We start from the raw sequence: 23,658 nt of genomic DNA, 5'->3' as shown, positions 1-23,658 counted from the left end.
GATACTTTATGAGAATATGCTAGATAAAATCACCAACTTATTCCGATCCCGAGGAGAAGAAGTTCCAGGTTTACTGAACGTTCTGGGCTTGGGTGAATGGTATACAAACCTGCCTGCAGAAGACCAGCAAAAACTGTATGAATACAGCACAATTTTTGGAATGGGAGGAGAGTCCAACCAACTGGATCATTCCGTCCATTCCACCTCGCAGACCCAACAATCCCACTTAAAGAGTGTTGGTTCGACTGCAGTACATGAGAAAGACTACGAATTTGCCGAAAAGGTTCTGCTAAAAGCGTTAGACGCTGACGGAGACAATCCAACTGATCGTCATTTTGTTTACAACTCTCTAATAGAGCTCTACTACAAGCAGCGAGATGAGCGAAACGACGCGATTGAGAAGTGCATTGCATATTGTGAGGAAGATATCGATACAATCGACGCATTTCTAGACGCATGGGAGCGAGAATACGGCGATGGACCGCCAGGAATTCCGTCATTCAAACGGTTAGCTATCATCCTTGAAAAGCAAGGTAACTACCAAGATGCTCTTGAAATTTGTGAGATGGCAATCCAACGAGGGCTATCAGATGGGACAAAAGGCGGATATAAAGGCCGGAAACAGCGTATACAGAATAAAATAGACGGATGAAACGAAGAGGGGGGACCCTTTATTGGAGAATACAAAACTATTGGAACCCACGCGTCGGTTCGTTCTCAATGCCATCACTCTCCTCGAACTCTTGTTGATGGTCAGCATTTTGTTGAGGTCTCCTCTCATCGGCTGGGTTGCGCAATCCAAGGTACTTCCAGCGTAGGTAAACATACCACAACCCAGCAAACCCACACACAGCGGGCAACCGTGCCCATCTCACTGCTCGTGATGCTTCTGGTGTCCACATATGCCGGGTACTTCGTCGATCCAAATACATCGTAAACCAGGTTAGTGGCCAGAAAACGATAGCAAAGAGTACAAACAACCCACTAATCGGTTGATCACCCATTGCAAGAGCGAGAACCACGCTTGCCGCTTCTACTGCGGATGTTCCCAACACCCATTGCCAACGGCCGTTAGGAAGTCGTGAGCCTATCATCCGTTTGAGTCGCGCTGTGATTCCTCGAGACTCTGCAAGATGTTGGTATGAGTTCATCTTTCCACTATCTGCTGGGATAGGGACTTCTTGTGGATTTGGCGCATACTGCAAGAGCAAGTCATATGCATCCCATACATGGATAATTTCGGCAAGCCGCTGTCCACCTACAAGTTTGACATTCAGCCGCTCTGCTGTATCAATTGCCTGGCTGGTGAACTCACTGGAGGTGACGATCATCGCCATGTCCACATTCTTTTCCATGTCACGCATTGAGTGGTATTGTTGTACTTCTGGACCGCCCACTCGATTATTTGGACCGTATCGCTTTACTTGGATTAGGATTTTCGACCGGACCGGAAAGTCTCGCCACGCTGTAACATCAATTCCATAGTCTTGAGATGCCTGGGACACTTCTGTTTCCCAGCCTATAACTCCCCAAAGATCACCAATGAAATGTTCAAATTGGTAGTCATCCATTCGCTGGAGTTGGGCAATTATTTCGTTGAAGGGGATATATCCGCTGCCATCAGTTGTCATTACCTAACCCCATCTCTGACAATCTCATATAATTCAGGAACTGAGTAGTCATGAACCATTTATGTATTGGTAGATATTAATATTGCCATTGATAACGAATGATTATTTAGTTATGCAAAATTAAGAGATATATAACGGAGACCAATCCCAATGAGCAACGAAACTCACTCAGTTCCCATGAAACGCTTCTGGTTTTGCCCCTATAGACCAGATCCACTCTTCCACGCACAACAGGACTGCTACCGACTCAAGAACAACGTCACTGAAAAGCGTGATCTTGACCAGCTCGCACAGGCACATATCCCAATGGACACCTCTGAAATAGGGGAGCCACCGAAACTGAGGTTCTGTACCGAGTGCGGTACTGACGACCCATTCAACTAGTTTACTCGTCCCTGGGGGAGCGTGGGGTAGAGAGGAAGCAGAGTGCGCCAAAGTTAGTATAGTATACTAACCTCGATACCACTATTGGATCAAGCGACTGAATTACTCGAATGAACGCCTGGGGAGGGATTCAGAACTCAAAGTGCCAAATCCCACTTTAATAGTATGAGTCAGCAACCGAATTCAGCCCCTAGCCGTCATCGATCTTCCTATAATATGCGCCACCAGAGGCACCGCCGTTCGGAAAGTGATCGGGACGGGCGAGACAACCGTATCGGTGACCCACTTCGAGGTCATCGGGGTGTATGTGTAGCGAGTTCGGTAGGTCGAACAACGGAACCCGTTCTCGCGTCGAAATCACGAGGATAGGTCGACAAAAGCTTGCTAGCAAGCTTGATGCGGATGAGTTGGAAGAGTAGCTATTTGGTCAAACCCCATTTTTATAGTGAGAATATCGTGTGCAGCTTCACAGGAGTTGGAGTGGGAGGTAGTGTCTCTTGAATTACGGTTTTAAGAACGTAATCGGACTGTACTCAGCAATTATACCGTTACTTGCCTATTGAATCTCTGTGCTGTTCCCTACTTTACCTAGACCACTATGCTCCGATATTTCAAAAGGACTAATACTTACCAAATGACTGTAGGTAGATAATGGCGTTTACTTCCGGTGTCGTGGGACTCGTGAAGGGGGATCTCGATGACATCTACGATGACCACATAACCGAGGAAGTCGGAAACGATACTCTCAATTGCTATATCAACGTTGAACAACGACGGAAAGATCTCTCGGGTGAAATCACGACCATTCAGGGAAAGGTAGCTACGGAGAAGTACCTAGAGCAAGATATCGTTGAGATCGAGAACGGCGCGATTAGGATCAAAGAAGAACGAAAGTCCGACTGGACATGGTCGAATTTTTGGTTGGTTCCAAGTGGGAGATTCATCGTTGCGGAGAGTACGAACGGGACATTCCCCTTCGACAAATTAAGCCAATCAACTGGCGTTCAAATCGTCCGGGCTAATTTCAATCTGACTAAAATCGTAAAGCAGTATACCGGTCAGTGGATGGGTGGATTCCAAGATCGTCCTGAGCAGGTGCGTTCCGGCACCCTATATGGCGAAGAGATAGAGACTGACATCGACATGGGCGAGCCGTTCTTGGAGTCGGATAAGACGCAGATTGGACCACTCATCGAGTTCGACGGTCAGAAGCTCAAAGCACGCATCACGAAGGATGGGTTAGTACAGGTTGTTGCACCGGGGAACTACCGGCGAGAAAGGTATCTCTCATTCATCGATGAGATGCTAATTCAGCATACCTACTCCTAAAGAGGCCTGAAGTATTTCTCTAAACCTTGTTTTAAGAAGTCTGGATTTTCGAACCTGAGCGTCGTCCAACCGTCATTTATCTTCGCTCTCATCTTCATTTCGTCGTCGTTTATCTCGTCCTGATCGGCGGGGAGTTTCCCTTTTACCTTGCCAGTTAGGAACGTTTGCTTCGGATCGGCATTGCCGAAACACTCACGTTGGACAATCCTTGATATTTCTCTAGAGAGTGATTCGAACTCGGTCAGTGGTTTGTTTTTCCTATATCCAAACGCCATATCAGTAAATGTCTCTACGACTACCTCGTGCCGGTCAGCTGTGTGTGAGTCGAAGTTAGGCATATGCTCAATCCGAATCTCTAGAGGCGTTGGAATTGATTCACCCCGGACTCGGAGTCGATTTCCGTTAAGCGCATCGAACTCAACTGCATTGGAGAATTCACTTATCTCTTCAAAAAGATGCATATCGATGTCGCTAGTTGGTTCAGAATCATAGCGGTCTCTCCGTGACAACTCAACGAAGACCGTCGTGTCTGTGAGGTAGTGACCAGTTCGACGAACAAAGTTGATAACACGCGATCTGAAAAGAAATCCGACAATTGAGATGATACCGGTAGCTAGGAGACTCCCGACGATTCCAAGACCGAGTTTTCCAAGTAGGGCACCCATCTCAGTTGTCATTTCTACCTTCCACACTGATATAGTTATACCGACCGATTGCTGTGTAACTCTGCTTGATATAGACTATATCTCCATCACTGAAAACAATATGGAAAGGGGAGAGTGAAAGTGAAATAACCAATTATCGGGTCAATCAAACCTCACAACCAATTAAGATTGAAATAGGCCCATTAATACAGATGTTACTCATCCCCAATATTTGTTCTATCGCAAACTTCCTCAACGACAAGTTCGTAGACCTTTGGGAAGTTCGCCTCAAGGAAATCAACATCATCACCTAGTCGTTTTTTAATGCGATTTCTAACAGTTGATTCGACTTTATACTGATAGTTATCAGAAACGTCAGCGTTACCTCCGATAATTTCTCTTTCCCGGTCAGTGAGGAGAGCACGCCCTTCGTCACTCATGGTTGGTGGTGTTTCGTCTGCTCTCATATATTCCTCCGTATTGTAGCTGGATTCACTCCAACAAATACCTTACTCTGAGAAGTATATACTCTATGAAGTAACCATTAAGAGGCTAGAGGATACTCTATAAAGTAAGAAGCGTGGAATTCCGGTACAGAAACCGGACGGCGCTGGTGACGCCGACCGCGCTTCGCCACCTGACGAAGCATGACTAGCAATACCCCTGCCGTAGAAAAACGCATCGACTACCAACCACTCGTTTTCGGAGGACTGGACTAATGGCGTCCTTCGACGAGAAACCCAACGGCGGGCTCCTCTCACTCGAGGCTCAATTCGGCGAGAAAACCTTCCACCCCCTCAAGCGCCTCGAACCCACCCCCGAAACCGCCACCAAAGACCCCGACCAACCCACGCCCACTACCGACGAGCAAATCACCCGCGCGTACCTCGTCGAACTCCGCGTGGGCTTTCAAACCCGAACCAAGACCACTGACCAAGCGCCCTACTTGTACTCCATCTACGCCACGCCGGACTGCCAGCAATTCTTCGAACGGTGCTGCCCGATTGAGTACGACGAGGAGGGCTTCCAGATTCCCGAGGACACCGACACCTACCGCTCAGTCGCCACTACCAAAACGGGCAATCCAAACCTCCCTTCGACACCACCGGGCGAAACCCACGCAGAAACCCGCGCACACTACCAGGACATCCTCGAGCAGTGCTACGGGATCGACGCCACCACCCACACCACCACAACCGAGGTGCGCACGTAGATGTCCCCCACAGAACGCCCTTCTCAGCGAGCGACAGCCACCGAAGGTGATGGGCGATGACCCGCACGTTCACCTCGATCACCGCCGAGGAGATCGAGAACACATTCGAGCGTTGTCCGGACTGTGGAACCTACGCGGTGCAGATCACCGACTCCCATTACTGTAATACCCGATTCACAAGCAACCTCACCGATGCCGAACGCGACCAGCGCATCGCCGCCGATTCCTATCCTGGGGACGAGACGGTTGCCATCGTCGATCAATTTGTAGGCGACGCCTTTGCCTATCACGAACTCGACGCGGATAATCACTCACTCTGTACGCTGCATACTGACACCCCACTCGCCTATTGCACTCGTGAAGCGGCACAAGACGATCAGTATGCACCCTGCCAGCTCTGTCAGCGCCTTCGTGAAAAACGGGAGGACAACCGATGACCGACCAGCGGACGGTCCTCGGTCTGGAGTGCACGGATCCAATTCAGATCCACACCCAACAGCGCACGCTGACGGGCGTCGTCTATCAGTGTGAGCATTCGGAGCCCACACTCTCCTGTCGTGGTCCCGAGCCCGGTGAGCACGTCCTGTACATCGCCACCCCAACACATGATCTGTACCGGCTGCTGTTCGCCTACTACGAGAAAATCGAGCACACCGAAGCCACACTCGAACACTACGACCTCTCGCCAAACGGTCGCTACACCTGGCTTCGGACGGGTGCCCGTGTTGAGTGCATCACCAACCCGGCGGGAGGTGAGCAGGCGTGAGTACCGACCACCACTCGATCATCCCCAAGCCACTGAACCCACGCAATTCAGCAGCACTCGTCCAACAGCTCTCTCCTGGTGATCGCGTTCGTATTACCACGACTGAGTTGCCACGGACGATTTGCACCGTCAGAGAGACACACCCCATCACGAGTCACGCTCCACAGCTCGTCCTAACAGCGCCACCGATTACGACGACGGCACAGGACGACATTCAGCAAGCCGCCTTCCACTGTTGTAGCCACGCCGATTCGCCAATGACTGTTCTCGAGTACATCCACACCGCCACTGACACGACTGCTCGTTGTATTGGTTCGCTCACTACCATCGCTCACCTACCGCGTCTTTCGACATCGTCGGAGAACACTGCAGTTCCATTGAAGATGCACGCCGATGAAGGCCCCACTATTTCCACTGAATTCGGCGAGAATACGGTACTAAAACAGCCAGAAACAGACGATTCGATATCGGGAGATGATCGATAGATGTCGGCAACAACCGACTCGGTCACTCAATCACAGTTTCAGAACTCTCAACCGAAAAACGTCCAGAAAACCTTCTGGACAGACAGCCAGGGCAACGCCCAACTCGATGCACTCGCCGCACTCAACGACTGTTCGCAGGGGGCACTCCTTCGGTCACTCGTCGACGAGGCGTTCACTGAACAGTTCGATGACCTCGATCCGCAGCACATCGAACAAAATCAGGTTTCCGTCGACTATCTCCAGGCCCTCGCGAACGACGTGATCACAGTTGAGGAACTCGATTTGACGACTGACACGACTGAATCCGTCGGAGAGTACGAACCGGACTCGTACTATCTCACCGTCACACCCGACGACCTGGCTGAACCCGGCCCCGAACTCGACTGGGAAACCCTCCGCGACGTCGTCGAGAATCCCGAGGATGGTGGCTATTGGAACGACGAGCTCGAAATCCACGAGAGTCGAGTTGGCGACACGACGCTGAAAGCCAGTCATCGACCGGCCGCCCGCATTCTCACGGCGCTCGCTCGCTCGAACGCGTCCGAGAACGGTATTCTCCCACGACCGATGATCGAGGAGCTCATCGATAAGTATTGTCTGCATCTCACGAATCGAATCACAACCGACGAACAGGAACGCGGGAAAGTGCATATCCGCGAGACGTACACGGAGCTCGTCACTGGCCACCTGTACGAGAACCCGTCACCGACTGCAGAATCGTACTACCGGAGCAAAAAGCGGCTCGAGGAGCGACTCCAGGCAGAAATGGATACCTCACAGACCGTCCGTGAGCGTGCCGATATGATCACCGATATCGACGCGTGGAAAGCGAGACAGGAAACGATCGCCGACGCAGACACAGAGGAAGTGGCCGCTGACCTCGACGGCGCAACCGATGAGGAAGTGCGACAGATGTGGATTGATGATCTCGTGTACTGGATGGGAGACCTCGCTCGTGCCAAGCATGTCGGTCGCGTGCATTCGGCTGCCCTCCAGTCGGGTGCCTACGACAGTCCGACACCCAATGAGGAGAAAACGGCATTCAACGCATTGCACTCGAATCTGCATGATGCTCGGGAACAATTTGACGAGCTCTCCGCGGACGTGAAAGTCACGGTCATCGAGTCACTCGACGACGCGTTGCTCGCCGCCGCCCGTTTCGACTAACGAGTGCTCCAGCCGTGACCGCCTGCGGTCGATAGCGATAGCTCTCTCATTCTGATTGCTGAATCACGTCTCATGCCCGTATTGCCGTCTTTAGTAGCGATATTGAAGCAAAGGATGGGTCGTACCCGCTTACTGTGCCGATCCGAGAGATTGTAGATGGCGGCATCCAACCAAATGACGAATACCACGTGGCAATACTGAAACAGCCATCACCAGCGGAGAGCACAAAGCGAGAGACAGCACTCTCGACACCATCACCGACGACACACCAAGAGCAGAATCACGATTGACAGTCGAGCCCTTCGGCAGCTCCAATCGAAGTGGGCGACCATCGAACGGTCGAAATCGAAAGCATCGGCGAGCAAGGCGATGGCATCGCCCGCGTCGACCGTGGGTACGTGATTATCGTGCCCGACACGGAGAATCGTGACCGCGTTACTGTCGAGATCAACGACGTCACACCCACCATCGCTTTTGCTGAGGTCGTCAAATGTAAAGTCTACTACGAGTGTAGCGCCCGCTCCCACGCCTAGTCCACTAGACAACAACCCGATAGAAGTGATATCACTCGGCGGATCGTCGTCCAGTGACGAAACTCGATTCTGTAGAAACCAGCGCTCTCGGTGCCACCAATCACCCCTCGAATGGAGTGATATCACAATTGTCGGTCTTCTTCTCGTCCACACGATTCCACCGAATCCGTCCGACCGATGAAATCGTAGACGGGTCTCACGGGGGACAGCAACACGAAGAGACACGAACCACGAAGGGACACGAAACACCGACAAACCACGCCGTTCCGGACGACCACGCGTCGTCCGTCACCACAAAAGCTCTCCTACGGACTTCTAGAGTACATAGCTATTTAAAATTTTCTCCAATTGTAAGCGAGTTAATTTTGTTTGATTGCTAGTTTACCGTGGATTTTCCCCCGTGTTATTGAAGAATCACCGTCTCGGTGCGTCGGGTTCGACCCTGCGCCGAGACGAATGTGCGAGAAACGCGAACGACGAGAACACGACTGATTGTGATATCACTTGTTTGTGCCACCGTCAACTCTTTCGGCATAACTTCTGAGAAAAACACTCCGTTGTTTTCCTCCACGAACTCGGAGTGGGTCCTGGACATCCTCTCCACCCGAACGGGAAAGAGATTCCACAAAGTGGAAAGTAAGGGCATTCACTATCACCCCTCGATGTAAAGAAATGTAGATTTCCGAAATCGTAGCTTCCAAAATCGAAAATCCCAATTAGGGAGAGATGCTAGTAGCTGTATGGTTCAATTCATTGATCGAGACGTCGAACTCGATCAACTCACAGACTGCTACGAGTCCGAGACCGCAGATCTCGTCGTGATCTACGGACGTCGTCGCCTCGGGAAGAGCGAACTCGTCCGTCAGTCCATTGCTGATCGGGACGACGCCGTCTACTACCAGGCAGTCGAATCCACTGCACAGAACCAGCTCGAACAGTTCGTCGATATCGTCACTGCACAATTCCCCTCGCTGCGAAATGTTCGCCGTGATTGGGAGGCTCTCCTCGAAACGCTCGGCGAGGAAGACGCGGTCGTTGTCATCGACGAATTCCCGTTCCTCATCGAGGAGGACGAGTCGCTTCCCTCGCGGATCCAACGCGTCTGGGACATGGAGTTACAAGAAACCGGGTTGACGCTTCTCCTTGTCGGCTCCTCGATCAGCGTCATGGAGGACAAGGTGCTCTCCGGAAGTGCACCTCTGTACGGTCGCCGGACGGCAACAATTGATCTCAAACCCCTTTCGGCATCCAACGCACAGCAGTTCTTCCCGAACTACGACTCTGAGACCGCCATCACCGCGTGGTCGATCTACGGCGGCACCCCATACTACCTCCAGACTATCGACCCAGAACAGGCGCTGGGGACTAACGTTCAGCAATCGATCCTCTCGGAGCGCGGCCTCTTGTACTCGGAGCCTGAATTCTTGCTCCGGACCGAGCTTCGGCAGCCGAACACGTACTTCAGTATTCTCCGCGCCCTTGCTCACGGCCGCCGCACACCGAACGAGATCGCGGGCATGGCAGGCGTGGAGTCACAGTCGCTGAGTACGTACCTGCAAAAGCTTCGCCGGCTTCGGCTCGTCGAACGGCATATTCCCGTGACGGAATCCCCAACATCCTCGAAACGAGGCCGGTATCGCATCGCTGCGCCGCTGTTCCGGTTCTGGTTTCGATTCGTATACGGCAACCAGGATCAACTTCGCATGCTCAGCGACGACGCGTACGATGAACTCGTCGTGCCTGAACTGGCGGATTACGTGAGTCCGTTGTTCGAACGGCTCTGTCAGCGAGCACTCTCGAAACTCGTCAACCGTCGATTCCGTGACGTCGGGCAGTGGTGGTTCAAGCAACATGAACTGGATGTCCTTGGGCTGACGGATGAAGGACTCGTCGCTGGTGAGTGTAAGTTCACATCCCACCCTGTGAGCGAAGGTGTGCTCTCCGACCTCGAACGAACAGCGTCGGAAGTCCGGTGGTCGGGGATGCCAGCGGACGGGGAAACGTTGTACGTTCTATTTAGCCGATCCGGGTACACCGACGATCTCAAACGCGTCGCTGACACACGAGATGACGTGCTCCTCTTCGACCTATCGGAAATCATCTCAAGTCAGTGAACTACCCCGTCCTACGCGCTTCGCGCGCTGAGGACGGGGCTTCCTGTTTCGATGACGTACTCCCTACGGGCACCGTTGTGTCTGCAAAGCGCGTCGTAGAAACGGGAAGCCTCGGGGCTTGACCCCGAGGCGATTCACTCCGTACAGTCACGGTTGACCTTGATTTGCACACCGCCGATGGCGTTCGAATTGGGACGACGGCCGTCTGGTTTCTTCGAGAGTTGAACCGCAAGCAAAACTCCGAAGAGAGACTGAAAGCCCGTACCCGCTCGATATTCTGTGACTGATGTAGATCGTTTCTGTTGTGGATTCGAACATCTTTTGAGCTGTCAGACATTGATTGCAATAGGCTGCGATGGGGAGTCGGCCTGTATCATCCTATCAAATGTATTATCCACCGTCTCACCTGTGTTTCATACTGCGTGCACCGGTGAATTTGCAAATACGGAAGAGTTAATCTGTGCAACGAATTCAGGCGTCTAAGCCGATTTTCGCCCTCTATTTTCACATAGCACATTCAACCATTTTCATATAGCATGGTTAATAAGACTCAGTGGATTAGCAGTAAATGCGATATTCGGCAGTAAGAGAGCTTAACTCGGTGCATATATCACTCAGAGAGTCCGAAACCATTTGCATATAACAAATAACGGCCAGAGATCACTCTTCCGCTATTATATGCAAATCTAACGCCGTTATATCGCCATTCGTACCTCGAAATTCGTCCAAAGTAAAGGGTAGGTACAGGGTGCAGAGAGACGAGTGTAACAAAGTATCTTGTCGGGGAAGACAGAAATCCACAGAAATCACAAATCTATCAATATTAGAGAATAGAAGTGAAATGCTGAGAACGATGTGTTTGTGAGCATCAGAGATGTGACCAAACACAAGAGCGAAGTGAACGGTTATCGAACGGCTATCGTTCACAGACACATACCTCGGCAAGTGGGTCGATGAACTCGAAGACTATCGCGAGGAGGCGACGAAAGAGCGTGCCCAGGACCGACAGAAACTCAGTAGTCTCGAAGACATGACCGAGACCATGGAATCGGACATCGACGATCTCACCAAAACAGAGGTGAAGAATGCACGAGTTCGGGCGTCGGTGTCGCGTATAATCAACCTCGTGTGAGATTACGAGACTGAAGAGAGCGTTGACGACGATTCGTCGAACCTCGCCGCGGAAGCAACCAATGCAGGTCGCCAGCTCTTCGAGACGGTCCAGCGCTCGGAACAGAACACCGAACTGCTCAACTTCCGGGAAAAACACGCTGAGAGTCAGCAAGTCGAGGACAAGTATCTCGACGTCCTCGAACACGCGAAGAACGTCGCCAAGACGAACGATGTGATGGTTGCACGACTCGGATATCGCGAAGTCGCGACTCACTACGGCTGTGCATACAAAAACGACGGCTATCGGGTGATGGAAGAGATGGCTGAACGGGTACCCGGCGTGAGCTACAAGGAATCGCGAACGCTCTCCGTAGACGACGCGATGGGCGTCGGTGGCCATCATATCGAAATCACGTTCGCGCATCCCGACTTGGCCGGGTGGATGCGCGCCCACGAAGCCAACGCGGCGAACGGAGAGCGCTGATTATAGCGTTGTAATCACGGGGGTTCGACGAACCCCCATTTCGGCGATGCCACCACACGAGATTCACACCGCTTTGTCGGTGACACATGGTGGTACTAGTCGGTTGGTTACGGTGGAGTGTGTCTATTTCTGCGTCTATTTCTGCGAAATGGAGGGGGTCGCTCTCGCGATCCCCCTCTATTATAACGTCATAATCGGCTCTGCTGAAATCATCAGAGAGTTACAAGTTGTCCCGGTAGTCTAACCAGATGGAAGCCCTCCCGAAGTCGCGGTTACTCCGGTTCGTTGAGCAAGCGATGCACTTAGCTCAGCGAGCTGTCGCTCGTTACTCCTCGAAGTTCTCGAAACGGCGGTATACACTTCATCAGCACATCGTCTTGCTCTGTCTCAAGATCCGGAAGAATACGACGTACCGGACGCTTCTTGACGAACTTATAGAGATGCCTCGTATCCGAAGCGCCATCGACCTTCAGGAACTCCCTTCTCCTTCGACGTTGTGTAAGGCGTTCAATCGCCTCGATATGGCGGTTTGGCGCGTCCTGCTCAACCTCTCGGTCGCACTCCTTCCAACCAACGGTGTCGTCGGGATTGATGCCTCGGGGTTCGACCGGAGTCACGCCTCGAAACACTATACAAAGCGAGCGAAGTTGACGATTCAGCAGTTGAAGGTCACGCTTCTCGTGGACACGAGGTCGAACGCGATTCTCGACGTACACGTAACGACGACACGAAAACACGACTCGAAGATCGCGCCGTCGCTCATCAAGCGGAATACCAGGGAAGTAGCGGTTCTCCTCGGCGACAAGGGATACGATGACCAGAAGATTCGCGCATTAGCGCGTAAAACTGGTGTTCGTCCGCTCATCAAGCACCGCGAGTTCTCGTCCCTTCACAAAGCGTGGAACGCTCGGCTGGACGCCGACCTCTACGGCCAACGGAGTCAGAACGAGGCGGTGAACTCTCGCCTCAAACGAAAATATGGCGCATTCGTCCGCTCACGCCGTTGGTGGAAGCAGTTCCGTGAACTTGCTGTTAGCTGTCTCACTCACAACATCGACAAGACACTCTGAACGTTAGATATAGAGGGCTGTGTCTATCAACTAACGAGTTGCTGGCAAACGCTATTGTAGTATCCACATGAATCTCAGTCATCACCAGCATGGACGGGCGTAAGCTATCCGTCGAAATGGTCGCTGATATCAGCTCGCACCTCGTTCCGTCTCTCTGCGTACCTATCGCCAATGTCTGAACGAAGCACTTCTACCGATTCAGTCGACGACGTAACTGGTGAGCTGCCTGCTGTCGGGACAGCCGTGGTGACAGGGGCGAACAGCGGAATCGGCTTCGAGGTGACGAAGGGTCTCGCTAAGAAGGGTGCACACGTCGTGATGGCGTGTCGGAACATCGAGCGCGGCGAGGAAGCGAAGCGGCGAATCGAAGCCGAAGTCCCGGGAGCGTCGCTGACGGTCCACGAGCTTGACCTCGCCGACCTCGAGTCGGTCGCGGCGTTCGCCGAGTGGTTCACGTCGACGTACGAAGCGCTCGACGTCCTCTGTAACAACGCGGGTGTGATGGCTATCCCACGCACGGAGACCGAACAGGGATTCGAGTACCAGTTCGGCGTCAACCACCTCGGCCACTTCGCGCTCACCGCCCACCTCCTCCCCGTCTTACAGCAGACCACGGGCGAGTCCCGTGTCGTCGTGCAGAGTAGTGCCGGGCACAGGAACGGCGATATCGACTTCGAGGATCTCCAGGGCGAGGAGTCGTACAGCGCGTGGGGGGCGTACGCACAGTCGAAACTCGCGAACCTCCTCTTCGCTTACGAACTTGACCGTCGACTCCGCATGGCGAAGGCGAGCGTGAAGAGCCTCGGCTGCCACCCGGGTGGGTCCAAGACGAACCTCCTGGACCACAGCGCCGCACAGGGCGGGTTCCGGCCCGACCTCCTGCTGATGAGACTCCTGAACGCAGTGATCGTACGGAGCGCCGAACGTGGCGCAGAGTCGATGCTCTACGCCGCCCTCGACCCGAGTATCGACGGCGGCGAGTACGTCGGCCCCGACGGCTTCATGAACATGTACGGCGACCCAGTGGTCCAGCCATCGAGCGACCGTTCGTACGATGAGACACTCGCCCGCCGTCTCTGGGACGTCTCCGAAGACCTCACGGGGGTCTCGTTCGACCTCCCTGAACCGAACTAGCGAGAGCGCTGCTGATACACTCGCACACCTACCTAACGGCTATTCCAGCGAGACAAATGTTGGAACGATGGGATTTCAACAGAGCCTCATAATCGACTATTCCCACGAGTGACAGTCGAGGGCGGCATGGTTGAGAACGTTCCAAAGTGTTCCGGGCTGGCGAGACAGCAGTTGAACATTACCTACCAGTCATCAGTTAGAAATGGTGTGCCAGATATAGAGGATGAATCTCTCATACGATGTAGCCAAGACAGAGCGTCTGTTCAGATCCCGGGCCATGAGGTCTGCGGGAACAGCCCTGACTCAGGAAGAGATGCCGAAGATCGCGATGGCCGCCATTGCCAGGCCGACCAGGGTGATGCCCACGGCCTGTGCCCACTGCTTGTCGCGGGCGGCCAGGATCAATGCCATCAGACACTGTATCGCGAAGAACACGGCGAACACCCGCGAAGCCATCGCGACAGCCGTGAGCACGTCGGTGACCAGCACGATCGCGATTGCGCCCACGGCGAGCAGCGGGAAGGTGTACCGACGCGGAATCCGCTTGTTCGAGACTTCCACCAGGACGTCGGAGCGTGAGGCGATCGCATTGATCGAGGCGGACGACTGGCTCCCGATGGCCAGGAGCAGCGCGAGCCAGGGGAGCACGGGGCTCGCCACCTGGGCGATCTCGAGGACCGCTTCCGGCGTCGGCTGGGGAAAAACCTGCGAGAAGAGGAGGAGTGCCGACGCCGGGAAGAGCACGAAGGCGACCGTGGAGATGATCTGTGCGCTCCGCATCGTGCGGATACGGCGTGCGGCGCTGTACTCCTCGGTGAGGTACCGGGACGCCTCGAAACCCTGGACGAGCGCGAAGAAGCCGAGAATCTGGCGGAGACTCTGCGTGGTCCGTGGCGGGTTGTAGGGGCGGAGCGACCAATCCCCCTGTACGGCTATGACGACGTTGTACGCGAGGAACCCGACGATGATCGCCGTGACGGCCGCGAGGTTGAAGGCTGTTATCCGATTACCCCGCTCGTTGAGCCGGTCTAGCCCGTAAAAGTAGCCGACGGCGCCGAGGGCTACAAGCGACCCCACGGCGATTATCGTCACGAGCGTCTGGCCGTCCCCGACGTTGAAGGGAAAGATGATGGCCGAAGCCATCAGCTGCAGGTAGTAGGCGACGTTCACGAGCGAGGCGACGATCAACGCCCACTTGGCGACGTTCGAGATGCCGCGCAAGAGGCCCTTCTCGCCCATCACCGGTTCGAAATTTCGGATGTTGTAGCGCATGACTCCGCCCATCACCAAGCCGAGCACACAGAGGCCGAGCATTGTCAGGGGCGAAAAGACGCCGGTAATGTGCACGATGATCGGCGTCATCGCGACGAACCCGATGTCCATGATGTTGGCGAGCGGGACGACCATGGCCTGGTAGCGCCTCGATTCCTGAACGCGGCTCGAATAGAGCACCAGGCTCAGTGCGAGCAGCGTCACGATCACGACAATCGTAATTACGAGCATGACTTACTCCTCTGCTCAGATCGAGCGCCGAAGTGGATAGTCCACGAGTGTGCGCAGGCCCTGAGCGAGTTTGAGATCGACGTGTCGAACGTCTCTCTCCTCAAACCGTATATTTGGAACATGTCTCTTGCTCGCAACTCCGATGTCTGGCCAGTTATAGATTATTTGTTATTTACTATCTATCTGATGATAGTGTAACCTTAACAATTCCATCGTCAATTGGTTGGTTCGGATAGGACTGTCACGCTCCCATCTCAACCGAGAAGCGCTTTCAATTCAGTAGCGTTACTGAAACCCATCACCGATTGGGGATATCAACAAGGTCGTTGCTCAGTGTTTCTCACCCAAACGACGCCAAACTAGACTCGATATACTGGCCCAATTCCTCCTCAATATCCGACTCACGCCAGCCAAGCGGTGACAACACACTCGCTGCTGCACGAACCAACAACTCTCGATAAAACCCGACATCATACTCACCAAGTTCCTCACCCGCCAACTGTACCCGCTCCCACGATTTCTTCGAATCATCCACCACCACATACGACACACTCTGACCAGGCGCACGTCCCAACCCCAACTCAGCCGCCCGCTCTAAGGCTGCCACACTCCGGGTCGATTGCGTGTAGTCCTCCTTCTTCTTCGAAACACGATTCGTGATCACCAACTCACTCGGATCGACTGCCCCACGCTCAAGCCGATCAACCCACGACCGCAGTTCCTCACAAACCGCTTCTGGATCACGAGACGCATCCACCGCTCGAATCAACGCTTTCTGCGCATCATCGATAGACGACGGCGTACTCCGCTGCCGACACTCGATACCTCGATACTTGGACTCGTCATCACCAGTGACCTTCCCGAAGTACTTCGTCAACGCACCAGCATCTGAATCACGTAACGGCACAAACGATATCCAGTTGTAGTGGGCTTCATGTTCAAGCCGAATTGCCACTTCCTCGGAAATCTCCGAGACAAGCTCTGAAAGCGACGTCTGTTCTTCGTCTTCGATTGGTGTCACCCACACATAGCCCACGATGTCATGCACAATTCTTTATCCATTCTCCCGAAACCTTGAGAGGAGATAGCCTATTGTAAGAAGATTATCTCCCCGTCCTATCACATTGAGTACCTACTCTGAGATGGCTGGTTCGTACTGTCCGAAGCGACTGATTTGCAAATACGGTTGAGACGCTCTCGCTGGGAAATTGAGCAATGTGAGCCGTTTTCCACCGCTTATTTTCATGCACGATTGGTGACCATTTTCATATAGCATTGGAAACATAAAACATCCAATTGGCAACAAATGCCGTATTTAGTCGGGAGAGACCTGCACGCGGTGCATATACCATTTATCGAAATCAAAACCAGTTGCAAACACGATTTTACACGCTGATATCAGTCCTCCGTTGCCATATGCAATTTTAAGGCCGTGATATCGCCTTTCGTACCTCGAAAATCGTCCAAAGAAAGGGGGAGGTACGAAGAGCGAACAAGCAGGTGTGACGAGTGGGAATCCGCGGAAACTCAAAGACCACTGAAAATCACAGAATAGTCAGTTTCGGAGTATAGGTCGAAGCAGACGATGGATGCGATGCACGAACTCTCGAATGGACGGCTCGGGAAGATCAAGTGGCAACGATCCAAGGACGGATTGAGCTACTAAGAGTTACGTCTCGTCCTGAAAACCGATATCGAGCTTCCCGGAGAGATGACGAACAGTGACACAGAGGATAGCACTCGTCTGTGCCACTTTCCGCACTTCGGGTGAGGCTTTGAGAAAACAACAGTGTGTTTTCTCCGCGAGCTCGGAGTGTATATCTCCGTAAGAGATGTTCACAGGGTCACCGAAACAGGTTAGTCTATAGTTCGCGTACTATGGACTACAATGTCAGGAACCATCAAGAACGGCAGTCCCAACGGAGATCAGGGGGCAGCAACCTTCTTTATCGCACAAAAGCTGCTGTCGGACCCCAATCTCGCGTACTTCTACACAGACCTTCTCGTCAATTCACCAACGACGATCAAAGAAGCGATGGCACGCCAGAATATCGTGAAAAGTACGGCATACAAATACGCAAACGAACTAGCTGAACTCGGCATTGCAGAAGAACTCGATCAACTCGAAGATGGGGCAGCACTTTGGCACGTCGATCCAATCGCCGGGACGTGGGAAACAGGCGACACTGCACTCATCGTCTCACCGACGGTCATCGCCGTTTACGGTGCTGCGAAAGTCGACGATGATATCAAGTACTTCAGTGAGCGTTATGGGAACGAGCGCCTGCTCCGTGCTATCGATGAAACACTCGAATACCTCAATGGAAATCATACCCGCCGCGGAGTCGCCAATTCACTACAGGTCTCATCGGCGGCTGGAATCGCAATTTCCCAAGCCATTGAAGCCGTTATTGGGGTCGTGAGTCGATACGATCCGGAACTCCCTGATCTCTCCGAAGAAATCCACCAGCGTGTGATTGCTGACGCCCCATACACGATCAGCCGTGACTAGTACATCTTTTCCCCCTGTTCCGACAGCACTGCTCCTCGACACCAGTTTTCTCCGGACACTCGGTGGACCGGGACACCACCGACACCAACTCTTCACCGAATACGTGAAAGCAAACAGTATTGAATTGTATCTGAGTGAGCGTGTCCGACAGGAGATCGAAGAACAGGAGGTCTGGATCAGCCCAGATTGGCTCCACAAGTCACAAACAGAGTCGTGGGTTACTGCTGCTCAACCAGTTCAGGAGGGAGTAAGCGTCTATGATGGACCATCTGCAGCAGTGATTATGGATCGAATTCAGCAGCGGCTCTCAAAGATTGAGCAAATACCACCGGATAAACTCCGGAAGACAGACGCTGGTCTGGCTGGTACAGCGATCATGATTCTAGCCTCCACAGATCACGACGACATCGGCATCGTGATGGATGACAAAAACGCCGAACAAACGATTCAAACCGTTCTGTCGGATACGTACTATGAAGACTATATTCGGGTATTCAATATTTGGGATATCATCGAATATATTGAAAAGTAAATCCTGCTGATCGGAGATTCACTACCTCCGATAGCGAAAGCGTCTCGGCCGTTCCCTGAGGGCCGAAGATGAAACAGGACAGGCATGAATCAGTACTCAATAATCGGTGAGTCGGAGCTTCCCGTCGACCTCATAGAGATGGCCTTTCATGTAGAGCCGTTCGATAATATCCTCGGCAGCAGGGCGCTCAAGATCTTCTTCGTCGTTGAGAATTGCATACGCTTGCTCGTACGTGAGCTCTCCCGCATCCGGAAGTCTCCTCGCAAGCGCGTCGAGCGCATCCTGCGCGAGTGGAGTGAGTGGCGACGTCCCATTCGAACTCATTGCTATCTCTGGATTTGAGAGCTGTACAGGTAAGTACACGGGATACCGCTAGGAAGGATGGATACCCCCACATCTCACGGTCAACTCCGAGCCGAGAGTGCATCCAGCAGGGCGAATACTCTTGGGTTAGCATAACATACTAACCAATAATGCCCAACACAATCAAACGATCCGGCGATGGCCTTGCTCTTCAGGTCACAAAGCCTGCCAGAGCCGCTGGATTCGTCGAAGAAACCGATGATGAGCCCACCCGTCTTGCAGACATCCGTGTATTCGCATTCAACGACCTCCTGCTCGTCGTCGACATCGACCGCATCACCGATGAGAACATCGTCGAACTCGCAACGTCAGCCGCGCTCGACACCGTCTCGATTCACCGTGTTACAAACGCCTCACTCCAAATCGCAGGGAACGGGTATCAAGTCCAACTGCCGGGTGCTGCAGATGCTGGATTTCATGTCGGTGATCGAGCGCCCTGTACGCCAGCGCCAAATCTGCTCGTGATTGCAGCCAAAGGATCGGAGCGTATGGCGGCAGATATCGTGACGATTCGAAAAGAACAGGTCTGAAAGGGGTTGCGTCGCAGGTTAATATTACATACTAACCCTGGCCCAACCGTTTTCGTTTTGCTACCCTTTGATACACTTTGATTCCGCATTTCGCATACTGGTTCTTGTATGATCAGCCGGGAGTATACGTATAAAGTTTTTATAGTAGTGGTTACATAGGGTATCTATGGAGAGCGAAAGTAGCCAACACGCGGCGTCAACGGGAGGTGAAGAAACATCTGCAGCGACGATACAGGTTCCAGTGCCAGCAAGCAACCCGAATCTCTATCGCCACAAAGCAACAGATAAATTGCTTCAATTTTTAATCGATCGTCCTTTCAAGGAGTACACGATCCGAACACTTGCGTCCATGGTGGACGTCACACATCGGACCGTCGGAAAAGCAGTCGACGTGCTCGCAGCAAATGACCTCGTCCACATTCGACAGGAAGGAAACAAGAAACTCGTCAGTATCAATCGAGAACGGGTGATGATTCCAGATAATCCGTTGCTCCGTATCCCACAGGCAGAATTCCACGCACCGGTACGAGCTGCTGTCGAGACACTCAATGAGGACCTCAATGATGTCCTCGGAATTCTCGTCTACGGAAGTGTCGCACGGGGTGAAGCGGATCGACAAAGCGACATTGATCTCTGGGTGCTCGTTCGCGAACACCGAGGCCGCAACCAACGACGAGCAGCGCAAATCGGGAAAGAACTCGCGTCGGAGCAGATCAATGGTGAACGATACGACTTTCATATCGTTGTTGAATCCCCCGCATCTGTGCCTGCACACACGGAAGATATCGCTGAAACAGTCGTCTCTGGGATCACACTTTCCAAGACCGAAGAGTTCGAGAAATTCCAATTGATTATGGAGGACCTAGTCGATGAGTGACGATCCAAAGGTAGTCACAGATGCACTCGATACGGCACACCGGTCCTTTGAGCGAGGTGGAACGCCGGAAAAAGGGCTTGCCGAACTAACCGAAGATGAAGCACAACTCAAGAAGGCATGTCGCCTAATTGCTGCCGCCCAGACGCTTCAAGATCAAAACGGCTACCATACAGCAGTCGTAGAACTCGCGTTTGGGGCGATCGAACGCTCATTCGAATTCTACGCTATCGCGATGAGCGACGACGCTGTCCACGATTTCATGGATCATGAATACGCATACCAACGCGCGTTTGAACTGGGAGTGATCAGCGACGATTTGAAAGAAGACTTCCAAGCACTGTACAACGAGAACCGAGCGGCGTCGTACTATTCAGGGCGGGCAGTTACCGCCGAGCAGGCGGATGCGATGCTCGAACTTGCGATAACGATACATACGTTCCTGCGAGATCATCCACGAGATCATTTCAACTGCCTTTGTAGATGAGAATCATCGCTTTGAGACCGTATTCTTGTTGAGAGCAGCATTTTGAGTAGACTGAATCCAAATCAGAGAGTGCTTTCTCTGTTCGATTCGTGATACTCGAGAACGAGTGATTAGTAGTTGTGACCACTACACAACAGTAAGAATATCACCATGTCTGAATCCACACGATCGGATCTCCCCCTCGACACCGACTTCGGAGCAATCACGCCGTGATCGCCGAAAACAGATGGCACGAGCGCTTGCTCGCGGTGGAATGGAAGGCGTCCATGTCCTGAGCCATGAAAGCGCGGCTGAAATCCTCACTCCAAAACGACGCGATCTCATCACATACCTCTCCGAGAACGAGATTGCGTCAGTTCGTGATCTCGCACGCCAACTTGACCGCGATAAGGGGCAAGTAAGTCGTGACCTCGAAACACTGGCCCGCCATGGTGTGATCAGCTTCGAGACGGGCGGGCGTACCAAGAAGCCGTATCTGCAGCACGAACATGTTGTCGTCGAACCGATTGTGTGACATCCTCCCGTCTCCATTTCCGATACCTATCGGAGATCAATATTCACAGAATACAGTAACGAGTCTGTCCTACATCAGTTCAAAGAGATCTCATGCTCACTGACCGCCACAACCTGCAAAATGAAGAAGAGCTCGCGACGACGATTGGGCTCTACAGGCGGAGCAGGCCGAGTGCCTCGGGGCTTGACCCCGAGGGTGAAGGCCGTACGCTCCGCTAAACGTGGCTCGTTCGCTCGATATACTGTTCAATCGTGTCGGTTGAAACGTCGCCTGCCGTCCCCACATAGTATGATTCCTCCCAGAACCCACCGCCCCACAGGTACTCTTCTAAGAGCGGCTCGTGCTGTTCCCACATCTCTCGTGCCGTGATACTTTTGACCGTCCGTACGATCTCGCTCGGTGCGTGCTTCGGGTGAGTAGAGAGGAACAAATGTACGTGGTCGGGCGAGATGTGGAGCGACAGTATCTCGTACCCGTACTCGTCGCACACGTCGCGGAAACTCGCTTCCAGCGACTCCTCAATTGGTTCGAGAATCGCGTGACGGTACTTCGGACACCACACAAAGTGGTAGTTGACGTTGTATACCGTGTTGTTCGACCGCTTCTCGCCCATACAGACAGTACGTGAACAAGAATTAAGTATTTCAGTATTTGAGTAAGAATGTGAGATGACGAAACGACTGTCCGTGGACTTCGAGGACGACGTGTACAAGGAGTTCTCGAAGAAATGCATCGAGGTTGATGAAACAAAGTCCGACGTAGTGCGCGGACTCGTCAACGAATGGCTCAACGAATCCGAAAAATGACCGACGCACAGGCTCTCGTCAAGACGCTGGACTTTCAACTCGACATCCAGAGTGACAACGAGAGCCTGCTGTACGACGCCACTCTCGAAGCCCGCTCGGTGTACAACGAAACCATCCGACTCGCCAAACAAGGCGTGGACTGGGACGCGATTCCCGACCGTGTAGCCGACGACGCCAACCTCGTGAAGAACACGACCCAGCGCATCGTCGCCAAAGCACTCGGCGCGATGGAGAACTACTACGAGTACGACGACTTCGGCCAACCCAGTCACACCAAGGACGGTGCGTACCCACTCCGTGCGAACTACGAGGAAGGGTACAACCTGTCGCTCACCGACGACGGTGACGTGGCGTTCCGCATCAGCGCGAAGCCGTACAAGCACGTCAAGGGCGTTCTCAAAGGGAGTGACGCTCACCTCGATATTCTCAAGACCGCACTCGGAAGCGACGAGTGGAAGATTGGAACTGCGGAAGCTCTGTTCCACAACGACACCCCCGAGTTGCACGTCAACGTTACCAACACTGAACAGACCGTCCGTGACAAGCAGGACTCACGAACGGTCGTCGGTTTGGACGTGAACGAGGACAACGTGGCTCTCACCGCGCTCTCCGAGAACGGTGTTGAGGACACGTTGGTCATCGACTTCCCCGAAATCAAATTCGAGCGCCACCGCTACTTCACGATGCGAAAGCGCGTGCAGAACGTGAGACCCCCCCAGATTTCACGAGTGTTTTATCGAAGATGTGGTGACCCCCTCCCCCCACTTTTCACGAGTGTTTCTGCACAGACAGGGGGTGGGGGGGATGAAATCCCTTTCTCTAGTACCGACATCTATAAGTTGATGTGTCTATAACAGAATCCGTAATACAACTAGTCCTTTTATTTCTCGATGTAAGTTGGTTAGAAGATCGTCAGACATTCTTTTTGGATACACGCTTTCGAACCAACTCTCGTGAAGAATGGGGGGAGGGGGTGGTTTAAACACCCGACACTCATGAAACTCGTGAACCGTGGTTTATATCATATGCTATCTAGACCTATTGCAAGATGGGTCTGGAGAAGTTTTCGCCGGATGAAACGATCTTCCAAGACGAGAATGTGCTCCGCGATTCGTATACTCCAGACCAACTCATCTGCCGTGACGAGGAGTTGGCACAGTATCAATCCGCTCTCCGTCCTGTGATCAATGGTGCACAACCCAAGAACATCTTCCTCTACGGCGATGCCGGTCTCGGGAAAACACTCGCGACTGAGCTTGTCCTTGATCGTCTCCGAATGGATCAGGAGGACTACGATCTACACACAGATTGATTCGGGGCCCCGGGGTGTATTCACTGCCGCTTATACTGCCCACAGGAAGTCAATCACCAAAATCGGCTAAATTCGAAAATTCGACCTCGCCGCCGTCGCACGTTCTACTTCCATTATAGAACCAATTACGCATCTTGAAACGCGTTGAAATCCCAGAA

Annotated in this window: 30 protein-coding genes and 2 pseudogenes; 24 read left to right on the top strand and 8 right to left on the bottom strand. The window is 52.9% G+C overall.

Annotation, left to right across the window (positions count from 1 at the left end; translation table 11 throughout):
- Positions 1–16 precede the first annotated feature (16 nt).
- Positions 17–652, top strand: a complete 636-nt coding sequence (locus ACN2TU_RS22680; RefSeq protein ID WP_435158641.1) for a tetratricopeptide repeat protein — start codon at positions 17–19, stop codon at positions 650–652.
- 37 nt (positions 653–689) lie between these two features.
- Here ACN2TU_RS22680 and ACN2TU_RS22675 read toward each other — a convergent pair whose 3' ends face one another.
- Positions 690–1,631, bottom strand: a complete 942-nt coding sequence (locus ACN2TU_RS22675; RefSeq protein ID WP_435158639.1) for a restriction endonuclease — start codon at positions 1,629–1,631, stop codon at positions 690–692.
- Between the two features lie 150 nt (positions 1,632–1,781).
- On the opposite strand from ACN2TU_RS22675, the gene ACN2TU_RS22670 reads away from it, so the two are divergent.
- Complete coding sequence (locus tag ACN2TU_RS22670; protein WP_435158637.1) at positions 1,782–2,015, top strand: hypothetical protein; 234 nt, start codon at positions 1,782–1,784, stop codon at positions 2,013–2,015.
- 681 nt (positions 2,016–2,696) lie between these two features.
- Positions 2,697–3,344 (top strand): hypothetical protein, encoded by a 648-nt coding sequence (locus tag ACN2TU_RS22665; RefSeq protein ID WP_435158636.1) that lies wholly within the window; start codon positions 2,697–2,699, stop codon positions 3,342–3,344.
- Here ACN2TU_RS22665 and ACN2TU_RS22660 read toward each other — a convergent pair.
- Both ACN2TU_RS22660 and ACN2TU_RS22655 read right to left on the bottom strand, forming a co-directional pair.
- Positions 3,341–4,021 (bottom strand): hypothetical protein, encoded by a 681-nt coding sequence (locus ACN2TU_RS22660; RefSeq protein ID WP_435158634.1) that lies wholly within the window; start codon positions 4,019–4,021, stop codon positions 3,341–3,343. The genes ACN2TU_RS22665 and ACN2TU_RS22660 overlap by 4 nt on opposite strands.
- A gap of 182 nt (positions 4,022–4,203) precedes the next feature.
- Positions 4,204–4,455, bottom strand: a complete 252-nt coding sequence (locus tag ACN2TU_RS22655) for a hypothetical protein (RefSeq protein WP_435158633.1) — start codon at positions 4,453–4,455, stop codon at positions 4,204–4,206.
- Between the two features lie 251 nt (positions 4,456–4,706).
- Between ACN2TU_RS22655 and ACN2TU_RS22650 the strand changes: the two genes are divergently transcribed.
- The 8 genes and pseudogenes from ACN2TU_RS22650 to ACN2TU_RS27025 form a co-directional block, all read left to right on the top strand.
- Positions 4,707–5,201, top strand: coding sequence for a hypothetical protein (locus ACN2TU_RS22650; protein ID WP_435158632.1), 495 nt, complete (start codon positions 4,707–4,709; stop codon positions 5,199–5,201).
- A 56-nt stretch (positions 5,202–5,257) separates the two neighbouring features.
- Positions 5,258–5,638 (top strand): hypothetical protein, encoded by a 381-nt coding sequence (locus ACN2TU_RS22645; protein WP_435158631.1) that lies wholly within the window; start codon positions 5,258–5,260, stop codon positions 5,636–5,638.
- On the top strand, positions 5,635–5,967 hold the full coding sequence (locus ACN2TU_RS22640; RefSeq protein ID WP_435158630.1) for a hypothetical protein: 333 nt from the start codon (positions 5,635–5,637) through the stop codon (positions 5,965–5,967). The genes ACN2TU_RS22645 and ACN2TU_RS22640 overlap by 4 nt, the downstream gene beginning before the upstream one ends.
- Complete coding sequence (locus tag ACN2TU_RS22635) at positions 5,964–6,452, top strand: hypothetical protein (RefSeq protein ID WP_435158629.1); 489 nt, start codon at positions 5,964–5,966, stop codon at positions 6,450–6,452. Before ACN2TU_RS22640 ends, ACN2TU_RS22635 begins: the two co-directional genes overlap by 4 nt.
- Complete coding sequence (locus ACN2TU_RS22630; protein WP_435158628.1) at positions 6,453–7,619, top strand: hypothetical protein; 1,167 nt, start codon at positions 6,453–6,455, stop codon at positions 7,617–7,619.
- Positions 7,620–7,939: 320 nt separating this feature from the next.
- Entirely contained in the window at positions 7,940–8,152 is a 213-nt protein-coding gene (locus ACN2TU_RS22625) for a TRAM domain-containing protein (protein WP_435158627.1), read from the top strand.
- Positions 8,153–8,892: 740 nt separating this feature from the next.
- A complete protein-coding gene (locus tag ACN2TU_RS22620) occupies positions 8,893–10,266 on the top strand; it encodes an ATP-binding protein (protein ID WP_435158626.1) in 1,374 nt (457 codons plus the stop codon).
- 146 nt (positions 10,267–10,412) lie between these two features.
- Positions 10,413–10,553 (top strand): annotated as a pseudogene (locus tag ACN2TU_RS27025) (DUF8158 family protein); the annotation flags it as partial.
- A gap of 629 nt (positions 10,554–11,182) precedes the next feature.
- On the opposite strand, the gene ACN2TU_RS22615 reads toward ACN2TU_RS27025, so the two are convergent.
- Entirely contained in the window at positions 11,183–11,584 is a 402-nt protein-coding gene (locus ACN2TU_RS22615) for a hypothetical protein (protein ID WP_435158625.1), read from the bottom strand.
- Positions 11,585–11,614: 30 nt separating this feature from the next.
- Between ACN2TU_RS22615 and ACN2TU_RS22610 the strand changes: the two genes are divergently transcribed.
- The 3 genes from ACN2TU_RS22610 (at position 11,615) to ACN2TU_RS22600 (ending at position 14,067) form a co-directional block, all read left to right on the top strand.
- Positions 11,615–11,863 carry a hypothetical protein gene (locus tag ACN2TU_RS22610; protein ID WP_435158624.1) on the top strand — a complete coding sequence of 83 codons (249 nt, stop codon included), beginning with the start codon at positions 11,615–11,617 and terminating at the stop codon, positions 11,861–11,863.
- A 248-nt stretch (positions 11,864–12,111) separates the two neighbouring features.
- Positions 12,112–12,933 carry an IS5 family transposase gene (locus ACN2TU_RS22605; RefSeq protein ID WP_435158623.1) on the top strand — a complete coding sequence of 274 codons (822 nt, stop codon included), beginning with the start codon at positions 12,112–12,114 and terminating at the stop codon, positions 12,931–12,933.
- A gap of 171 nt (positions 12,934–13,104) precedes the next feature.
- On the top strand, positions 13,105–14,067 hold the full coding sequence (locus ACN2TU_RS22600) for an oxidoreductase (protein ID WP_435158621.1): 963 nt from the start codon (positions 13,105–13,107) through the stop codon (positions 14,065–14,067).
- A 303-nt stretch (positions 14,068–14,370) separates the two neighbouring features.
- Here ACN2TU_RS22600 and ACN2TU_RS22595 read toward each other — a convergent pair whose 3' ends face one another.
- Both ACN2TU_RS22595 and ACN2TU_RS22590 read right to left on the bottom strand, forming a co-directional pair.
- Positions 14,371–15,570 (bottom strand): hypothetical protein, encoded by a 1,200-nt coding sequence (locus ACN2TU_RS22595; RefSeq protein WP_435158620.1) that lies wholly within the window; start codon positions 15,568–15,570, stop codon positions 14,371–14,373.
- A 340-nt stretch (positions 15,571–15,910) separates the two neighbouring features.
- Positions 15,911–16,591, bottom strand: a complete 681-nt coding sequence (locus ACN2TU_RS22590; protein ID WP_435158619.1) for a hypothetical protein — start codon at positions 16,589–16,591, stop codon at positions 15,911–15,913.
- 867 nt (positions 16,592–17,458) lie between these two features.
- On the opposite strand from ACN2TU_RS22590, the gene ACN2TU_RS22585 reads away from it, so the two are divergent.
- Positions 17,459–18,082 (top strand): DUF7437 domain-containing protein, encoded by a 624-nt coding sequence (locus ACN2TU_RS22585; protein WP_435158618.1) that lies wholly within the window; start codon positions 17,459–17,461, stop codon positions 18,080–18,082.
- Positions 18,075–18,614 carry a PIN domain-containing protein gene (locus ACN2TU_RS22580; RefSeq protein WP_472850221.1) on the top strand — a complete coding sequence of 180 codons (540 nt, stop codon included), beginning with the start codon at positions 18,075–18,077 and terminating at the stop codon, positions 18,612–18,614. The genes ACN2TU_RS22585 and ACN2TU_RS22580 overlap by 8 nt, the downstream gene beginning before the upstream one ends.
- Before the next feature lie 96 nt (positions 18,615–18,710).
- On the opposite strand, the gene ACN2TU_RS22575 is transcribed toward ACN2TU_RS22580, so the two are convergent.
- Entirely contained in the window at positions 18,711–18,938 is a 228-nt protein-coding gene (locus tag ACN2TU_RS22575) for a hypothetical protein (protein ID WP_435158615.1), read from the bottom strand.
- A 149-nt stretch (positions 18,939–19,087) separates the two neighbouring features.
- Here ACN2TU_RS22575 and ACN2TU_RS22570 point away from each other — a divergent pair, with 149 nt between their 5' ends.
- The 5 genes from ACN2TU_RS22570 to ACN2TU_RS22550 all read left to right on the top strand — a co-directional run bounded on the left by ACN2TU_RS22570 (position 19,088) and on the right by ACN2TU_RS22550 (position 21,600).
- Complete coding sequence (locus ACN2TU_RS22570) at positions 19,088–19,507, top strand: hypothetical protein (protein ID WP_435158614.1); 420 nt, start codon at positions 19,088–19,090, stop codon at positions 19,505–19,507.
- Between the two features lie 166 nt (positions 19,508–19,673).
- On the top strand, positions 19,674–20,384 hold the full coding sequence (locus ACN2TU_RS22565) for a nucleotidyltransferase domain-containing protein (RefSeq protein ID WP_435158613.1): 711 nt from the start codon (positions 19,674–19,676) through the stop codon (positions 20,382–20,384).
- Positions 20,377–20,868 (top strand): DUF8154 family protein, encoded by a 492-nt coding sequence (locus ACN2TU_RS22560; RefSeq protein WP_435158612.1) that lies wholly within the window; start codon positions 20,377–20,379, stop codon positions 20,866–20,868. The genes ACN2TU_RS22565 and ACN2TU_RS22560 overlap by 8 nt, the downstream gene beginning before the upstream one ends.
- A gap of 226 nt (positions 20,869–21,094) precedes the next feature.
- Positions 21,095–21,382 (top strand): HVO_A0114 family putative DNA-binding protein, encoded by a 288-nt coding sequence (locus ACN2TU_RS22555; protein WP_435158611.1) that lies wholly within the window; start codon positions 21,095–21,097, stop codon positions 21,380–21,382.
- A 92-nt stretch (positions 21,383–21,474) separates the two neighbouring features.
- Entirely contained in the window at positions 21,475–21,600 is a 126-nt protein-coding gene (locus tag ACN2TU_RS22550; RefSeq protein WP_435158609.1) for a hypothetical protein, read from the top strand.
- Here the strand turns inward: ACN2TU_RS22550 and tnpA are convergent.
- Positions 21,597–21,995 carry an IS200/IS605 family transposase gene (tnpA, locus tag ACN2TU_RS22545; protein ID WP_435158608.1) on the bottom strand — a complete coding sequence of 133 codons (399 nt, stop codon included), beginning with the start codon at positions 21,993–21,995 and terminating at the stop codon, positions 21,597–21,599. The genes ACN2TU_RS22550 and tnpA overlap by 4 nt on opposite strands.
- 55 nt (positions 21,996–22,050) lie before the next feature.
- On the opposite strand from tnpA, the gene ACN2TU_RS22540 reads away from it, so the two are divergent.
- The 3 genes and pseudogenes from ACN2TU_RS22540 (at position 22,051) to ACN2TU_RS22530 (ending at position 23,500) form a co-directional block, all read left to right on the top strand.
- The gene (locus tag ACN2TU_RS22540) at positions 22,051–22,188 is read left to right on the top strand and encodes a plasmid partition protein ParG (RefSeq protein WP_435158606.1); all 138 of its coding nucleotides are present in this window, start codon (positions 22,051–22,053) and stop codon (positions 22,186–22,188) included.
- Positions 22,185–22,892, top strand: a pseudogene (locus tag ACN2TU_RS22535) (RNA-guided endonuclease TnpB family protein); the annotation flags it as partial. The gene ACN2TU_RS22540 and the pseudogene ACN2TU_RS22535, both read left to right, overlap by 4 nt.
- A gap of 344 nt (positions 22,893–23,236) precedes the next feature.
- Entirely contained in the window at positions 23,237–23,500 is a 264-nt protein-coding gene (locus ACN2TU_RS22530; protein WP_435158605.1) for an AAA family ATPase, read from the top strand.
- The last annotated feature ends 158 nt before the right edge of the window (positions 23,501–23,658 follow it).

The organism is Haladaptatus marinus, from assembly GCF_051194195.1.
This window is presented reverse-complemented; position numbering and strand designations above follow the sequence as displayed.

What these genes read in the sequence shown, in the direction of transcription:
- ACN2TU_RS22570 (WP_435158614.1), top strand. Translation starts at nt 19,088, where the DNA reads ATGCCCAACACAATCAAACGATCCGGCGATGGCCTTGCTCTTCAGGTC.
- ACN2TU_RS22630 (WP_435158628.1), top strand. Translation starts at nt 6,453, where the DNA reads ATGTCGGCAACAACCGACTCGGTCACTCAATCACAGTTTCAGAACTCT.
- ACN2TU_RS22660 (WP_435158634.1), bottom strand. Translation starts at nt 4,021, where the DNA reads ATGACAACTGAGATGGGTGCCCTACTTGGAAAACTCGGTCTTGGAATC.
- ACN2TU_RS22680 (WP_435158641.1), top strand. Translation starts at nt 17, where the DNA reads ATGCTAGATAAAATCACCAACTTATTCCGATCCCGAGGAGAAGAAGTT.
- ACN2TU_RS22555 (WP_435158611.1), top strand. Translation starts at nt 21,095, where the DNA reads ATGGCACGAGCGCTTGCTCGCGGTGGAATGGAAGGCGTCCATGTCCTG.
- ACN2TU_RS22605 (WP_435158623.1), top strand. Translation starts at nt 12,112, where the DNA reads ATGGAAGCCCTCCCGAAGTCGCGGTTACTCCGGTTCGTTGAGCAAGCG.
- ACN2TU_RS22600 (WP_435158621.1), top strand. Translation starts at nt 13,105, where the DNA reads ATGTCTGAACGAAGCACTTCTACCGATTCAGTCGACGACGTAACTGGT.
- ACN2TU_RS22595 (WP_435158620.1), bottom strand. Translation starts at nt 15,570, where the DNA reads ATGCTCGTAATTACGATTGTCGTGATCGTGACGCTGCTCGCACTGAGC.
- ACN2TU_RS22645 (WP_435158631.1), top strand. Translation starts at nt 5,258, where the DNA reads ATGACCCGCACGTTCACCTCGATCACCGCCGAGGAGATCGAGAACACA.
- ACN2TU_RS22550 (WP_435158609.1), top strand. Translation starts at nt 21,475, where the DNA reads ATGCTCACTGACCGCCACAACCTGCAAAATGAAGAAGAGCTCGCGACG.
- ACN2TU_RS22585 (WP_435158618.1), top strand. Translation starts at nt 17,459, where the DNA reads ATGTCAGGAACCATCAAGAACGGCAGTCCCAACGGAGATCAGGGGGCA.
- ACN2TU_RS22675 (WP_435158639.1), bottom strand. Translation starts at nt 1,631, where the DNA reads ATGACAACTGATGGCAGCGGATATATCCCCTTCAACGAAATAATTGCC.
- ACN2TU_RS22560 (WP_435158612.1), top strand. Translation starts at nt 20,377, where the DNA reads ATGAGTGACGATCCAAAGGTAGTCACAGATGCACTCGATACGGCACAC.
- ACN2TU_RS22640 (WP_435158630.1), top strand. Translation starts at nt 5,635, where the DNA reads ATGACCGACCAGCGGACGGTCCTCGGTCTGGAGTGCACGGATCCAATT.
- ACN2TU_RS22540 (WP_435158606.1), top strand. Translation starts at nt 22,051, where the DNA reads ATGACGAAACGACTGTCCGTGGACTTCGAGGACGACGTGTACAAGGAG.
- ACN2TU_RS22670 (WP_435158637.1), top strand. Translation starts at nt 1,782, where the DNA reads ATGAGCAACGAAACTCACTCAGTTCCCATGAAACGCTTCTGGTTTTGC.
- ACN2TU_RS22655 (WP_435158633.1), bottom strand. Translation starts at nt 4,455, where the DNA reads ATGAGAGCAGACGAAACACCACCAACCATGAGTGACGAAGGGCGTGCT.
- ACN2TU_RS22610 (WP_435158624.1), top strand. Translation starts at nt 11,615, where the DNA reads ATGGTTGCACGACTCGGATATCGCGAAGTCGCGACTCACTACGGCTGT.
- tnpA (WP_435158608.1), bottom strand. Translation starts at nt 21,995, where the DNA reads ATGGGCGAGAAGCGGTCGAACAACACGGTATACAACGTCAACTACCAC.
- ACN2TU_RS22620 (WP_435158626.1), top strand. Translation starts at nt 8,893, where the DNA reads ATGGTTCAATTCATTGATCGAGACGTCGAACTCGATCAACTCACAGAC.
- ACN2TU_RS22650 (WP_435158632.1), top strand. Translation starts at nt 4,707, where the DNA reads ATGGCGTCCTTCGACGAGAAACCCAACGGCGGGCTCCTCTCACTCGAG.
- ACN2TU_RS22530 (WP_435158605.1), top strand. Translation starts at nt 23,237, where the DNA reads ATGGGTCTGGAGAAGTTTTCGCCGGATGAAACGATCTTCCAAGACGAG.
- ACN2TU_RS22565 (WP_435158613.1), top strand. Translation starts at nt 19,674, where the DNA reads ATGGAGAGCGAAAGTAGCCAACACGCGGCGTCAACGGGAGGTGAAGAA.
- ACN2TU_RS22575 (WP_435158615.1), bottom strand. Translation starts at nt 18,938, where the DNA reads ATGAGTTCGAATGGGACGTCGCCACTCACTCCACTCGCGCAGGATGCG.